General features: G+C 44.4%; 10 protein-coding genes and 2 tRNA genes. 5 read left to right on the top strand and 7 right to left on the bottom strand.

The genetic code is table 11. From position 1 onward, the window contains the following. Positions 1–59: 59 nt before the first annotated feature. The 5 genes from KNL20_RS05440 to pflA all read left to right on the top strand — a co-directional run bounded on the left by KNL20_RS05440 (position 60) and on the right by pflA (position 4,403). Positions 60–917, top strand: a complete 858-nt coding sequence (locus KNL20_RS05440) for an AraC family transcriptional regulator (protein ID WP_230399604.1) — start codon at positions 60–62, stop codon at positions 915–917. 106 nt (positions 918–1,023) lie between these two features. After that, positions 1,024–1,094: transfer RNA gene (locus tag KNL20_RS05435), tRNA-Gly, on the top strand. A 5-nt stretch (positions 1,095–1,099) separates the two neighbouring features. Then, positions 1,100–1,171, top strand: a tRNA-Gly gene (locus KNL20_RS05430). Positions 1,172–1,396: 225 nt separating this feature from the next. Continuing rightward, complete coding sequence (gene pflB, locus KNL20_RS05425) at positions 1,397–3,649, top strand: formate C-acetyltransferase (RefSeq protein WP_230399603.1); 2,253 nt, start codon at positions 1,397–1,399, stop codon at positions 3,647–3,649. Then, positions 3,636–4,403: a pyruvate formate-lyase-activating protein gene (gene pflA, locus KNL20_RS05420; protein ID WP_230400039.1), complete on the top strand. Its 768-nt coding sequence runs from the start codon at positions 3,636–3,638 to the stop codon at positions 4,401–4,403. Before pflB ends, pflA begins: the two co-directional genes overlap by 14 nt. A 320-nt stretch (positions 4,404–4,723) precedes the next feature. Here pflA and KNL20_RS05415 read toward each other — a convergent pair whose 3' ends face one another. The 7 genes from KNL20_RS05415 to KNL20_RS05385 form a co-directional block, all read right to left on the bottom strand. Next, positions 4,724–5,158 carry an RrF2 family transcriptional regulator gene (locus KNL20_RS05415; protein WP_230399602.1) on the bottom strand — a complete coding sequence of 145 codons (435 nt, stop codon included), beginning with the start codon at positions 5,156–5,158 and terminating at the stop codon, positions 4,724–4,726. Positions 5,159–5,184: 26 nt separating this feature from the next. Continuing rightward, positions 5,185–6,495, bottom strand: coding sequence for an O-acetylhomoserine aminocarboxypropyltransferase/cysteine synthase family protein (locus KNL20_RS05410; protein ID WP_230399601.1), 1,311 nt, complete (start codon positions 6,493–6,495; stop codon positions 5,185–5,187). A gap of 96 nt (positions 6,496–6,591) precedes the next feature. Beyond that, complete coding sequence (gene cysK / locus KNL20_RS05405) at positions 6,592–7,527, bottom strand: cysteine synthase A (protein WP_230399600.1); 936 nt, start codon at positions 7,525–7,527, stop codon at positions 6,592–6,594. Between the two features lie 78 nt (positions 7,528–7,605). Then, on the bottom strand, positions 7,606–9,351 hold the full coding sequence (dnaK, locus tag KNL20_RS05400) for a molecular chaperone DnaK (RefSeq protein ID WP_230399599.1): 1,746 nt from the start codon (positions 9,349–9,351) through the stop codon (positions 7,606–7,608). 62 nt (positions 9,352–9,413) lie between these two features. After that, positions 9,414–10,394, bottom strand: coding sequence for a carbohydrate kinase family protein (locus KNL20_RS05395; protein WP_230399598.1), 981 nt, complete (start codon positions 10,392–10,394; stop codon positions 9,414–9,416). Positions 10,395–10,469: 75 nt separating this feature from the next. Next, complete coding sequence (locus KNL20_RS05390; protein WP_230399597.1) at positions 10,470–12,257, bottom strand: ABC transporter ATP-binding protein; 1,788 nt, start codon at positions 12,255–12,257, stop codon at positions 10,470–10,472. After that, positions 12,248–14,011, bottom strand: coding sequence for an ABC transporter ATP-binding protein (locus KNL20_RS05385; RefSeq protein WP_329957507.1), 1,764 nt, complete (start codon positions 14,009–14,011; stop codon positions 12,248–12,250). The genes KNL20_RS05390 and KNL20_RS05385 overlap by 10 nt, the downstream gene beginning before the upstream one ends. Positions 14,012–14,408 lie beyond the last annotated feature (397 nt).

Genomic DNA, 14,408 nt, shown 5'->3' with positions numbered 1-14,408 from the left:
ATCATGCACAAAATGATACAATTATTAAAATATTCAATTAGAAAACAAGGAAGAGGACTATGTACGCAAATACAGGGTATTTAAATCAGGTGGATATAGACATGGAGGATTTGAACAAACCTTTGATTGTGGAAAGCTGCGGTGTATATCGGCTGATTCATATGCCCTCCATGGTCACCATCCGGCCTTGCGGAAGGCAAGACTATCAATTGCTTTATGTTGCTGCAGGACGGGCTTTTTTCACATTTAACGAAAAAGAACAGGAAGTCACAGCCGGAAATATGGTCTTATATCGTCCGGGAGTTCCGCAGCAATATAGTTATTACCTGAAAGATTCCCCGGAAATCTATTGGATTCACTTCACCGGTTCTGAAGCGGAAACGGTTTTGGCATCACATGGTTTTTCTGATGGTATCAGTTGTCTGCGCACAGGCACAGATGCAGAATACCAACAGCTTTTTTTAAAAATAATCTGGGAGCTGCAAATCCAACGTCCATGTTTTGAAGACCTGCTTCCCCTTCTTTTCAGGCACCTTCTTCTCATAGTCAAAAGACATCAGATAGAGGCCGTCTCGGGAACCTCCCGAATAAAAAAAGAAGTGAGGCATGCAGTCCAATACTTTAACGAGAATTTCCCGGCACAGATTAATATTGAAGATTACGCAAAATCCCAGAATATGAGTGTTTGCTGGTTTATCCGCAGTTTCAGACAATATACCGGTATGACACCCATGCAGTATATAACCTCCGTCCGTATCTCCAAAGCGAAAGACCTGCTGGAGAATACAGATTATAATATCGGTGAGATTGCCTCTGTTGTCGGATATGAAAATCCATTATATTTTAGCCGCATTTTCACAAAAACAGCAGGATGTTCCCCTTCGCTTTATCGGAAGGATATAACGGCACGGCCTTAGTAACCTCCAAATCATACAATCATAAAAAATTCGAAAAATGTATTGACATTTATTCTCTTTTCGTGTAAAATACATCATTGTCAGCAACAAAAATACAACATGATTTGCGGGTGTAGTTCAATGGTAGAACACCAGCCTTCCAAGCTGGATACGTGGGTTCGATTCCCATCACCCGCTCTTATGCGCGAGTGGCTCAGGGGTGGAGTACAACCTTGCCAAGGTTGGGGTCGCGGGTTCGAATCCCGTCTCGCGCTTTTTATTGTTTTTCAAATTGTATAAAATAATTCAACTACAGCTCTCACCTTTTAAAGGTGGGTTTTTTGTTTTTAGAACTCTGATTTCCATTCCAATTGCATCAAAAGAAATGCAAAAAACAATCCGCTAATCAATTGACTTTACTCCATCTTATGGATATATTATAGGTGAATACAGATAGTTACCTAAACAAGTATTGTTATATTATATCAGGAGGTATTGCTATGATACAAATGGATCAATGGAGTGGATTTAAAGGCCGTATTTGGAAAGAAGAGGTCAACACACGTGACTTTATACAACAGAACTATACACCCTATAACGGAGATGCTTCTTTCCTTGAAGAGCCTACCGACGCAACGGATAAACTCTGGAGTGCACTGCAAAAGCTTCAGAAAGAGGAACGTTCAAAAGGCGGTGTTCTGGACATGGATACAGAAACCGTTTCAACGCTTACGTCTCATGCACCCGGATATATCGATGACAGTCTGAAAGATCTGGAAAAAGTCGTAGGGCTTCAGACAGACAAGCCTCTGAAACGTGCGTTTATGCCCTTTGGAGGAATCAGCATGGCCGAAAATTCATGCAAAAATAATGGATATACTCCTGCACCCCAACTTCACAAGATTTTTACGGACTATAGAAAGACCCATAATCAAGGTGTCTTTGATGCTTATACACCGGAGATGCGTAAGGCTCGTCACAACAAGATTATCACGGGGCTTCCGGATACCTATGGGCGTGGCCGTATCGTGGGTGATTACCGTCGTGTAGCCCTGTATGGCATCGATTTTCTGATGCAAAAAAAACAAGAGGATTTTGCCAACTGCGGATGTGGTGTCATGACGGATGATATCATCCGCCAGAGAGAAGAAATCTCCATGCAGTACCAGGCACTGGCAGGTATGAAGGAGATGGCTGCAAGCTACGGCTTTGATATCTCCGGACCCGCATCAAATGCCAGAGAAGCCGTTCAGTGGCTGTACTTCGGTTATCTGGCTGCAATTAAAACACAAAATGGCGCAGCTATGAGTGTAGGCCGTATTTCAACCTTCCTTGACATTTATATTTACAGAGATATTGAACGGGGCATACTCACAGAAGCAGAAGCACAGGAGCTAATCGACCATCTGATTATGAAACTCCGCATGGTTAAATTTGCACGTGTTCCCTCCTATAATCAGCTGTTCTCCGGTGATCCGGTATGGGCAACCGTAGAAGTCGGCGGACTCGGACAGGACGGACGTTCCATGGTTACCAAGAACGACTACCGCATCCTGCATACCCTTGTTAATATGGGACCGGCTCCGGAGCCAAACCTGACGGTACTCTACTCCTCAAGGCTCCCTGAAAACTTCAAGAAATTTGCCGCCTATATATCAGTGAAAACCAGCTCCATCCAGTATGAGAATGACGATGTGATGCGTCCGGTCTGGGGAGATGACTACTCCATCTGCTGCTGTGTCTCAGCTACGCAGACCGGTAAAGAGATGCAGTTCTTCGGCGCCCGTGCAAACCTTGCAAAATGCCTTCTTTATGCAATCAATGGAGGGATTGATGAAAAGAGCAAAGATCAGATGGGTCCGGAATACACACCAATCACTTCTGAGTATCTGGATTATGATGAAGTCATCCGCAAGTATGACATCATGATGGACTGGCTGGCAGGACTTTATGTGAATACATTGAACGTTATTCATTTTATGCACGATAAATACTACTATGAAGCCGCTGAGATGGCTCTGGTCGATACAGATGTAAGACGTACCTTTGCCACCGGTATTGCAGGATTTTCACACGTGGTGGACTCCCTGGCTGCCATCAAATATGCAAAGGTAAAAGTAGTCCGTGATGAAGACGGATTGGCTGAAGATTTCGAAATTGAAGGTGAATTTCCACGCTATGGAAATGACGATGACCGGGCAGACGATATCGCAATATGGCTTCTGCATACCTTTCTTGATAAATTGAAAAAGCATCATACCTACCGTAATTCCGAGCCGACCACTTCTATTTTGACCATCACATCCAATGTGGTCTATGGAAAGGCTACCGGTTCTCTCCCGGACGGACGTAAAGCAGGCGAACCTTTGGCTCCCGGTGCTAATCCAAGTTATGGTGCAGAGAAGAATGGTCTTTTGGCATCTCTGAATTCAGTAGCCAAACTTCCATATGAATGGGCTTTGGATGGCATTTCCAATACGCAGACGATCAGCCCTGGTGCGCTTGGTCATAATGAGGAGGAAAGATCCAAAAATCTGACCCATATCATGGATGGCTATTTTGATCAGGGAGCGCATCACCTGAACGTAAACGTCTTTGGTATCGACAAATTGAAGGATGCCATGGAACACCCGGAAAAGGAAGAATATCAGAACTTTACAATCCGTGTATCCGGTTACGCGGTGAAATTCATTGATCTGACTCGTGAACAGCAGTTGGATGTCATCGCCCGGTCTGCCCATGAAAGAATATAGTCAGAGCAAGGGATCTGTTCATTCTATCGAGACCTTTGGTTCTGTGGATGGCCCCGGTATCCGGTTTGTGATTTTCCTGCAGGGATGTAAGATGCGCTGCCAGTACTGTCACAATCCTGATACCTGGAGTACCCATCCAAAGGACATGGTTTCTGCCGACGAGCTTTTAGAGCGTGCTCTTCGTTACCGTGCCTATTGGGGTGAGGATGGTGGTATTACCGTCAGCGGAGGCGAGCCCCTCCTCCAGATGGATTTTCTGATTGAACTTTTTCAAAAAGCAAAAAAAGAAGGAGTTCATACAGTCATTGATACCTCCGGCAGTGTATTTACCCGGCAGGAACCCTTTTTTCAGAAGTTTCAGTGCCTTATGAAATATACAGATCTGCTGCTTCTGGATATCAAGCATATGGATGATGCGAAGCACAAAGCTCTCACCGGATGCAGTAACCGAAACATTCTCGATATGGCCAGATATCTGTCCGAAATAAAAAAGCCCGTCTGGATCCGTCACGTTCTGGTACCGGAACGGAGCGATTTTGACGAAGATCTGATCCGACTGGACAAGTTTGTAAAATCATTAGGAAATGTACAGCGTTTTGAGGTACTGCCCTACCACACTATGGGGATTTATAAATGGGAAGATTTGAAAATTCCATACCAGTTAAAGGGAATTCAGCCACCCACTGATGACCGGATAGCGAATGCCAACAAGTTACTGCACACTTCCGATTATACGGGATACCTGAAGAAATAAAAGTATTTTTGAAGCATCTTTTTAAATTTCTTTAATGTTTCTTAATGAATTTTATGATTCTTTTAGCTTATGGACATACTTTAAACACATCTTTTTTCTATAATAGGTATTGGATAGTTGATTAACCACTCACTATCTCCCCCCTCATTTTAGACAACGGTCTGCTTAGCAGGCCGTTGTTTTTTACAAATATTCAGATCTTTTTCTACTATCTCTACAATACCGCATTTTATATTCTGCATTGATAAATATAGTTAAAGGTGCCGTATCCATAAGACTGCGGCACCTTTAACTATATATCTTCACTTTTTCAAATTATTTTAAATCACGTAGTTATCTCCTGCCTGCATCTGCCAGTCCATCAGGTCTTCCAGTGTATAGCTGTCTACCACACTTTTTATCGCCTGATTCAGCTTCTGCCAGAACATCATAGTTGCAGCATTCTCGGTGTTGTCAGCGGGATCTGCATCCTCCTCCAGAGATTCTACAGGTGCCAGACTGCCTTCTGTCAGCCTTAATATGGAGCCCAGCGAATATTCCTTTGGTGTTTTTACCAGGCGGTATCCTCCCTGGGGACCTCTGATGCTTTTCAGATAACCTGCACGGACTAACAATGCCACAATCTGTTCCAGATATTTGATGGAGATATCTTCCCTCGCTGCTATATCTTTCACTCTGACCGGCTCTCCCTGATCATGCAGAGCCAGGTCCAGCATCATTCGAAGTGCATATCTGCCCTTTGTGGAAATTCTCATATCAACTTTCCCCTTTGCAAGTACTACTATTCAACTGCCTTAAATGCTTCCTCCAGATCTTGTATGATATCATCAATATTTTCTGTTCCAATAGAAAGACGTATCGTATTTGGCTTAATCCCCTGTTCCAGAAGTTCCTGCTCATTCAGCTGTGAATGCGTGGTGGAGGCCGGGTGAATTACAAGGGATTTCACATCCGCTACATTTGCCAGCAGCGAAAACAGTTCCAGATTATCGATAAAATCTTTTGCCTTCTGCCCATCTCCTTTGATCTCAAAGGTAAAGATTGAACCGCCGCCGCCCGGGAAGTACTTCTTATACAATTCCTGCTGACTGGCATCTGTACTTACAGAAGGATGGTGAACCGCCTCTACCTGCGGATGTTTGCTTAGGTAATCCACTACTTTCAGGCTATTCTCCACATGACGCTCCACTCTGAGTGATAATGTTTCCAGACCCTGAAGGAAAAGGAAGGCATGGAAGGGTGATAAGGTTGCACCTGTATCTCTCAGCAGGATTGCACGTATTTTTGTAACAAATGCAGCAGGACCTGCCGCTTTCACAAAGCTGACACCATGGTAACTTGGATTTGGCTCAACGAGCGATGGGAATTTTCCTGATGCCTCCCAATCAAATTTTCCTCCATCCACGATAACACCGCCGAGTGACGTCCCGTGTCCGCCGATAAACTTAGTTGCTGAATGAACCACGATATCTGCGCCATGCTCAATCGGACGCACCAGATAAGGAGTCGCAAACGTATTGTCAATTACCAGAGGTATCTTATGTGCATGCGCAATTTTTGCAACAGCTTCAATGTCCACTACTTCGGAATTAGGATTCCCCAGAGTCTCAATAAATACCAACTTTGTATTCTCCTGAATTGCCTCCTCCACTGCTTTTTCATCAAAGATATCAACAAACGTAGTTTTGATACCATATTCCGGAAGCGTGTGCTCCAGCAGATTATACGTTCCGCCATAAATATTATTTGCAGATACGATATGGTCTCCCGCATGAGCCAGATTCTGGAATGTGTAAGTAACAGCAGCAGCACCCGAAGCCACAGCCAGTGCAGCTGCGCCTCCTTCTAAGGCTGCAATTCTTTGTTCAAATACATCTTCTGTAGGATTTGTAAGTCTTCCATAGATGTTACCTGAATCTGTCAGTCCAAAGCGGGCAGCAGCATGGTCACAGTTATCAAAAACATAGGATGAGGATGCATAGATTGGAACTGCTCTTGCCCCTGTAGCAGGGTCTGCCTTTTCCTGTCCCACATGAAGCTGTAAAGTTTCGAACTTCAGTTTTCTGTCTTTTCTCTCAATTTTTTTTCCCATAGCACGGTTCTCCTTATTCGTATATTTAGAGTCAAGATGCCTCCCTATGATACAGCGAATTGTTTCGCACAAAAGTGCTCCCACAATTCTATCCGTTTAATTTTCAAAAAGGGGTGTCGAGTAATAGCGGTCTCCGCTGTCCGGAAGCACTACTACGATATTCTTTCCCTTATTCTCAGGTCTTTTGGCTAATTCGATGCCTGCTTTCAGTGCCGCACCGGATGATATTCCCACCAGGATTCCTTCGGCATGCGCAAATTCCTTAGAAGTCTCAAAAGCATCATCATTCTCAACCGCAATAACTTCATCATAAACTTTTGTGTTTAATACTTTTGGAACAAACCCTGCACCGATTCCCTGAATCTTATGCGGGCCGCTGACTCCTTTTGTCAATACAGGAGAAGCTGCCGGTTCCACACCTACCACTTTAACCTCAGCTTTCTGACTCTTCAGATATTCACCGATTCCTGTAATCGTACCGCCCGTTCCGATGCTTGCCACCAGAATATCCACAGCTCCATCCGTATCTTTCCAGATCTCCGGTCCTGTGGTTTCCCTATGTGTCTTTGGATTGGCCGGATTATCAAACTGACCCGGTATAAAACTGTCAGGTACTTCCTTTGCCAGCTCATCTGCTTTTGCAATTGCACCTTTCATTCCTTTGGCACCATCCGTCAATACGATTTCTGCCCCATAAGCCTTCAGAATATTCCTTCTTTCAACACTCATCGTCTCAGGCATAGTCAGAATCAGTCTGTAACCCTTGGCCGCCGCAATGGATGCAAGACCGATTCCTGTATTACCGGAAGTAGGCTCGATAATTGTAAATCCCGGCTTTAGTGCTCCGCTCTTTTCTGCATCCTCGATCATGCTCTTTGCAATCCGGTCTTTAACACTTCCCGCCGGGTTCAGATATTCCAGTTTTACCAGAATATTTGCTTGTAACCCAAGTTTCTTTCCGAAGTTCTCTGCCTCCATCAATGGAGTTTTTCCAATCAGTTCTACCGCATTCTTATAAATATTCTTTGCCATAATTACACCTCTTATTCATAAATTCCCATCGGTTATATAGGAATTATATGCTGACAGAGGAAAAATGTCAATCCTTTTTTATAAATCACTACATTTTTTTAGCTGCTCAACCTGTACCTTAATGTTCTCAATATCCTCATCGGTGAGCTTCTCAGGTTTTTTAAACCGCACTGCTTTTTGTACGGCTGCTATCTGGTTCTTAATCTCTCTCTTCTTTTCTTTATCAATTGTTTTTTTGTTGTCGGATAAAAACTGCTGGGCACGCAACATCTCCTTATTTGCCTCACCCAGGATGTCCAACTGTTCCATCTTGTGTGTATCCTCTGTTTCGTAAGCAGCAGCATCCTGAATGGCCTTTTCAATCTCATGCTCAGACATATTGGAGCTGGCCGTAATTGTAATGCTTTGCTGCTTTCCGGTCCCCAGATCCTTTGCCGATACGTTCACAATACCATTGGCATCGATATCAAATGTCACCTCAATCTGAGGAACACCCGCCGGCGCACGTTTAATTCCATTCAGGCGAAAATTCCCAAGCAACGTGTTATCTTTTGCAAACTGACGCTCTCCCTGCAGTACTTTTATTTCCACAGAAGTCTGGAAATTCGCAGCCGTTGAGAAAACCTGGCTGTGACGGTTCGGAATCGTAGTATTACGGTCAATAATCTTGGTTGCCACACCACCCACGGTTTCTATAGACAGGGATAGCGGGGTCACATCCATCAGTATCAGCTCAGAAGCTTTTCCTTCCGTAAGTTCACCACTTAGCTTCGCGCCTTGAATGGCAGCGCCCAGTGCCACACATTCGTCCGGATTCAGATTTTTAGAGGGTTCCTTTCCGGTCAGCCGCTTCACCATCTCCTGAACGGCAGGAATCCGGGTCGAACCTCCCACAAGCAATACCATACCTAACTGAGATGCCGAAATGCTCGCATCCGTCAGTACCTTTTCCACCGGCTCCTTTGTACGCTCCACCAGATCCCGGGTAATCGAATCGAATGCAGCACGCGTAATCTCCATCTCCAGATGCTTCGGCTCACCTTTCACCGTAGTGATAAACGGCAGATTAATGGTTGCCGCACTTTGCGCTGTCAGATTTTTCTTTGCTTCCTCTGCCGCCTCAAGGACACGCTGCATGGCTGTCTTATCCTTTAGCAGATTAACTTTTTCCTGTTTTTTATACTGCTCCACAATATAGTCGGCTATGCGGACATCAAAATCATCACCCCCAAGGTGATTATCACCTGCGGTTGCCAGAACCTCTATGAGATTATCCCCGATTTCAATCAGGGAGACATCAAAAGTACCGCCTCCCAGATCATATACCATGATTTTCTGCGCCTGTCCATGATCCAGGCCATATGCCAACGCAGCCGAAGTAGGCTCATTGATAATACGGAGTACCTGCAGCCCTGCAATTCTGCCGGCATCCTTTGTCGCCTGACGCTGGGCGTCATTAAAATAAGCCGGTACGGTAATCACTGCCTCACTGACAGACTCTCCCAGATAGTTTTCGGCATCTTTTTTCAGTTTCATCAGGATGAAAGCCGAGATTTCCTGCGGTGTATAATTCCTGCCATCCACTTTCATGCGGTATCCCGTGCCCATCTCTCTTTTAATCGATGCGATTGTGCGGTCTACATTCGCAGCTGCCTGCCGCTTTGCAACGGCTCCCACCAGACGTTCTCCATTTTTTGTAAATGCGACTACAGAAGGAGTCGTCCTCTCCCCCTCTGCATTTGCAATAATAACTGCTTCGCCACCTTCCATAACTGCTGCACAGCTGTTTGTAGTTCCCAAGTCAATTCCTATTACCTTACTCATGTTTGTCCTCCGTTTTAAAAACACAAAGGAACTGCCGCCGACAGTTCCTTATATCCCATCTGTTATGCTTTGTCATGAACTGCTCTGGATTTTATGAGTCCTTCAATCTCTTTTTCTTCAGGCATCACACGTAAAGCACCTTTCTTTGTCGTAATAAGAGAAGCCGCACCATTGGCAAAGGTCAGCATATCGCTTAGCTGCTCTTCTGTCAGATGATCCAGTCCATGTTCCGCTACATAATGCAGGATGCAGCCTCCGAAAGTATCTCCTGCACCTGTCGTCTCGATGGTTTTTTCCTGAAGAAAAGGAGCTGCCTCCACCATCTTATCACCATAGTATGCACGGCTTCCTTCCCTTCCCATCGAAACAAGGATCAATTTAATATCAAATCTGCTGCGAATCCAGTTTACACCCGCTGTAAAATCCTCTTCTCCGGTCAGCCACTGAATCTCATTGTCAGAAATCTTTAAAACCTGGCAGTGTGCCAGTCCGTAAAGTACCTGCTCCCTGGCCTCTTCCAGTGTATTCCAAAGCGGAGGACGCAGATTCGGATCCAGAGAAATAATCGCACCGGATTCTTCTGCAATTTGAATCGCTTTTTTCGTAGCTGCACGAACACCCTCGTCAGTCATGGATAAGGTACCATAATGAAAAATCCTGCTGTCACGGATTAATGTCTCCGGAACTTCCTCTTCCGTAAGCATCATATCAGCACCCGGATTTCGATAGAAAGAAAAGTCCCGGTCCCCGTCAGGATAAGTATGCACTAAAGCCAAAGTCGTATGAATTTTATCATCCATCAACAGATGATCGGAGTTAATTCCCAGTTCATCAAGTGTTGCTTTCAGCTGCTTTCCAAAAAAATCATTGCCGACCTTCCCTATAAATGCGGTCTTGTGACCCAGTTTTGTCAGCATTGCAAGCACATTGCACGGTGCACCGCCCGGATTCGCCTCAAACATCGGATTTCCCTGTCCGCTGATTCCATTCTCCGTAAAGTCAATCAATAATTCTCCCAAAGCCGTAACATCATAGCTTTTCATAAGTACCTCCATCTTTACAATTTAACTGTAACAAGTTTAACACTGATTGCAAAGATTTTCAATCTTTTAAACGATTTAAACTACGTTTTTAAACTGCGCTTTATAAAGCTGATAATAGGCACCCTTTTTTTCCATCAGCTCCTCATGACTGCCTGCTTCGCAGATCCTGCCCTCATCTATCACAAAGATGCGGTCCGCATTCTTAATTGTGGAAAGCCGATGGGCGATTACAAAGGAAGTACGTCCTTTCAGCAGCGATTCGATTCCCTGCTGTACCAGAATTTCCGTGTGAGTATCAATACTGGAGGTCGCTTCGTCCAGAATCAGTATGCGGGGATTGGAAATCATGGTTCTGGCAAAGGCCAGAAGCTGCCTCTGTCCGATAGAAAGCCGCACGCCCCGCTCACTGATTTCCGTATCATATCCCTTTTCCATCTGCATGATGAAGGAATGCGCATTCACGGCTTTTGCCGCTGCTATAATTTCTTCATCTGCAGCATCCAGACGCCCATAGCGGATATTCTCTTTGATTGTTCCTGAGAACAGATAATTATCCTGGGTCATCACACCCATCTGCATCCTCAGACTATGTATAGACACGTCTTCAACACTGAAATCATCCACCAGGACCTTGCCCTTTGTGATATTATAAAAGCGGCTGATCAGGTTGACAATTGTTGTCTTTCCTGCCCCGGTAGGACCAACCAGGGCAATGGTCTCCCCGGGAGAGATGTCAAAGCTTACATCATTTAGCACCATAGTATCCGGTTCATCCGAATAGGCAAATGATACATGTTCAAAACGAACCCTTCCCGAGATGGACGGCAATTCCTTCACACCCTCCTCCCTGTCAGTTACTTCTGCTTTGGTATCCAGTATATCAAAAATCCTTTCCGCAGCCGAAAGATTTGTTACCAGCTTGTTATAGAAATTGGACAGATTCCTGATCGGACCCCAGAACATGGACAAATATGTAGAAAAAGCTACGAAGGTTCCTATCCCTACGTTTTCCATCCCCAGAAGATGGATGCCGATAAAGTATAGCAGGAAGGTCCCTCCGCCCCATGTCAGCTCAATCAACGGTCCAAACCCATCTGCCAGACGTACAGCATCTCCAAAGGCCTTTTTGTGCTGGTCAAGCAGTACCTGAAATTCTTCCCCAGCTTCTTCCTCAGCTGTAAAGCTCTGGACAACCCGTATTCCCGAAAAGTTTTCATGTATGAAGGCTGTAATATTGGAATTTTTCTTTCGGAAAATCTGCCATCTTCTATGGGAAAGATTCTGTACCAGATACATTCCTCCAATTAAAAATGGCAAAAGAATCAAGGCCGACATTGCCAGTTTCCAGTTCTTTATAAGCATAATTACAACCACGGCAGCCACAGTCAGAAGATCCGGAATCAGCTTAGTCACACTGTCGGATAATACCTCCTTCAAACCATTTACATCACCGATGATTCTGGCCAGAATCTTTCCTGTCGGTCTGCTGTCAAAAAAGCTGAAGCTTAAGTCTTGAATATGTTCATAAAGTTCGTTTCGAATGTCCAGCAGTACATGATTGGATATCCGCGCCATCAAAAACATACGAACTTTCACCCCAATTACGTAACATACATTTAGGATAAGCGCCAGAACAGCAATCGCAATTAAACCCTTTACATCCTTATTTACAATCTCCACATTAATGGTCCGTTCGATTAAAAGAGGGTTCACAATGGAGATTGCGATACTGAATACCATGACCGTCAGTACAATTACAATTTGTTTTTTATATACAAACAGATACCGCAGCAGACGAAGAATCGTATTCTTTTTCAAGACTTCTTTTTGATATTCATCTTCCATAGATGAATTTACTGACATATGAACCCCTCCTTTCCCATAATTTCCATTGCTTTATGATAATCTCCATATTGGGCTTCATAAGTAGAATAATAAAAACCTTTATGCTTCATCAGCTCTTCATGGGTACCCCGTTCTACAATTCTCCCTTGATCCAGCACAAGAATCTCATCCGCACTTTTCACCGCTGAGATACGATGGGCAATGATTATCTTGCTCCGTCCCTCCTGTGAAGTCAGTTCCTGCTGAATCTGATATTCTGTCTCCATATCAAGTGCAGAGGTGGAATCGTCGAGAATTAAAATCGGTGACGGTTTCGCCAAGGCTCTGGCAATACTAAGGCGCTGCTTTTGCCCGCCGGACAGACCCACGCCGCGCTCTCCCACTACTGTCAGATATTGTTCACTCATGCGCTCGATAAATTCACTGGCATTCGCCACTCTTGCAGCCTCTCTTATGGTTTCAGAATCCATCTCCTCCCGGCTTCCAAGTCTTACATTCTCTTCAATTGTATCCGAGAACAGGAATACATCCTGCATTACCACGGAGCTGCACTTTCGAACCGCTTCCAACGGAAGTTGTCTGATATCCACACCGTCCAGAAGAACTTCTCCCCGGTCCACATCGTAAAAACGCTCAATCAGATTTACGATTGTTGTCTTTCCGGAACCGGTCATGCCCATGACTCCCAGGGTTTTTCCCTTCTCCACCGTGAAACTGATATCTTCCAGGATCTTATTACCATGTAAGGAAAAAGATACATCCTTAAACTCCAGATTCCCCTGCAGACTTTCCACAGATACCGGATGCAGCGGCTCAGCAATCTCCGGAACTTCTTCCAGAATCTTATTGATTTTCCGGTTGGATGCCATAGCCGAAGCCAGACTGTTACTGAGCCAGCCCAGGTTTTCAAAGGGCCAGAGAATATTGTTGGCGTATTCCATAAATGCTCCCAGTCCTCCGATGGATAGTGAACCGGTGATTACCAGAAAGCCTCCCAGCAGTAAAACCAGAACCAACATCATTCTTGTCAGAAAGGTAATATTGGGATCATATTTGATTAAAATTCTTGCCTGTTCCATATTAAGGTCATAATACCGCTTATTATGCTGCATGAATTTCCGGATTTCAAAGTTTTCTCTGGCAAATGCTTTTACCGTACGGACACCGGACAGATTCTCCTGCGCAACTGTATTCAGCTCGGCATTTTGCTCACTGATTGCATCATATACATCTCCCAGCTGCTTCTCCAGCTTTATGGCAATATACCCGATAAAGGGCAGAATTGCCAGAGGTACCAAGGTCAGATAGGGGCTTAAACGTACCATACAGATGATAATGCTGATTACATGGATTACACCTTCGATCACAAGCATACCCACAAACCCCAGTGCATCCCAGACACGCTCCACATCATCCTTTAAGCGTGCGAGGATCTCACCGGTATTCGTTTTATCAAAATATCTTATGGAAAGCTTCTGCAGGTGTATAAACAGATTCTTTCTCATCTTAGCGGCAATCTCCACACTTGATATGTCAAACAGATACTCTTTTGTGTATTGAAATACTGCTTTTCCTGCTGCGATTCCCAAAAAGGCCAGCAAATAGCGTGTTAACAGCTCATGTCTGCCGCCTACAATTACATCATCAATAATATGCTTTGTCACAAACGGTGCACATAGATCCAGTGCAATACCAGCAAACATGGACAGCAGAGCAATCAGATACATATACCAGCTCTGCCTTATGTACTTACCGATTGGATTTTTATTCACAGTTACATCTCCTCCCTTTTAACAAGTTGTTTTAAAACTCCACTTCTCATTTACCCGTGTGTGCTTTTGACAGGAAAATCCCCGGCAACTAAAAAAGCTGTCGCAAAACTCCGCAATACGGCCTTGATACTCATACGCACTTGCCAATTGACTTATCGTCAATTACTGCCACGTATGAGCAAAGGACCGCCGCAGCATTTTGCAACAGCTGTTCTTTACATAGATTTACATGCAAAATGTAATCTATCTAGACACGATAAACGAGGCAGGTTATGTGGATGTTTCCTTTTACAGGTTTTAATTTCAAATAAACAGGTCTGTTCATAAATCCTACCTCCTTCTTTTATTCGCTTTCCATGACCACTGAAAAGCACTGTATTAGCAGATTACTCCAAAT

The organism is Novisyntrophococcus fermenticellae (assembly GCF_018866245.1).
Lineage (GTDB): Bacteria > Bacillota > Clostridia > Lachnospirales > Lachnospiraceae > Novisyntrophococcus > Novisyntrophococcus fermenticellae.
This window is presented reverse-complemented; position numbering and strand designations above follow the sequence as displayed.

What these genes read in the sequence shown, in the direction of transcription:
- KNL20_RS05440 (WP_230399604.1), top strand. Translation starts at nt 60, where the DNA reads ATGTACGCAAATACAGGGTATTTAAATCAGGTGGATATAGACATGGAG.
- pflB (WP_230399603.1), top strand. Translation starts at nt 1,397, where the DNA reads ATGATACAAATGGATCAATGGAGTGGATTTAAAGGCCGTATTTGGAAA.
- pflA (WP_230400039.1), top strand. Translation starts at nt 3,636, where the DNA reads ATGAAAGAATATAGTCAGAGCAAGGGATCTGTTCATTCTATCGAGACC.
- KNL20_RS05415 (WP_230399602.1), bottom strand. Translation starts at nt 5,158, where the DNA reads ATGAGAATTTCCACAAAGGGCAGATATGCACTTCGAATGATGCTGGAC.
- KNL20_RS05410 (WP_230399601.1), bottom strand. Translation starts at nt 6,495, where the DNA reads ATGGGAAAAAAAATTGAGAGAAAAGACAGAAAACTGAAGTTCGAAACT.
- cysK (WP_230399600.1), bottom strand. Translation starts at nt 7,527, where the DNA reads ATGGCAAAGAATATTTATAAGAATGCGGTAGAACTGATTGGAAAAACT.
- dnaK (WP_230399599.1), bottom strand. Translation starts at nt 9,351, where the DNA reads ATGAGTAAGGTAATAGGAATTGACTTGGGAACTACAAACAGCTGTGCA.
- KNL20_RS05395 (WP_230399598.1), bottom strand. Translation starts at nt 10,394, where the DNA reads ATGAAAAGCTATGATGTTACGGCTTTGGGAGAATTATTGATTGACTTT.
- KNL20_RS05390 (WP_230399597.1), bottom strand. Translation starts at nt 12,257, where the DNA reads ATGTCAGTAAATTCATCTATGGAAGATGAATATCAAAAAGAAGTCTTG.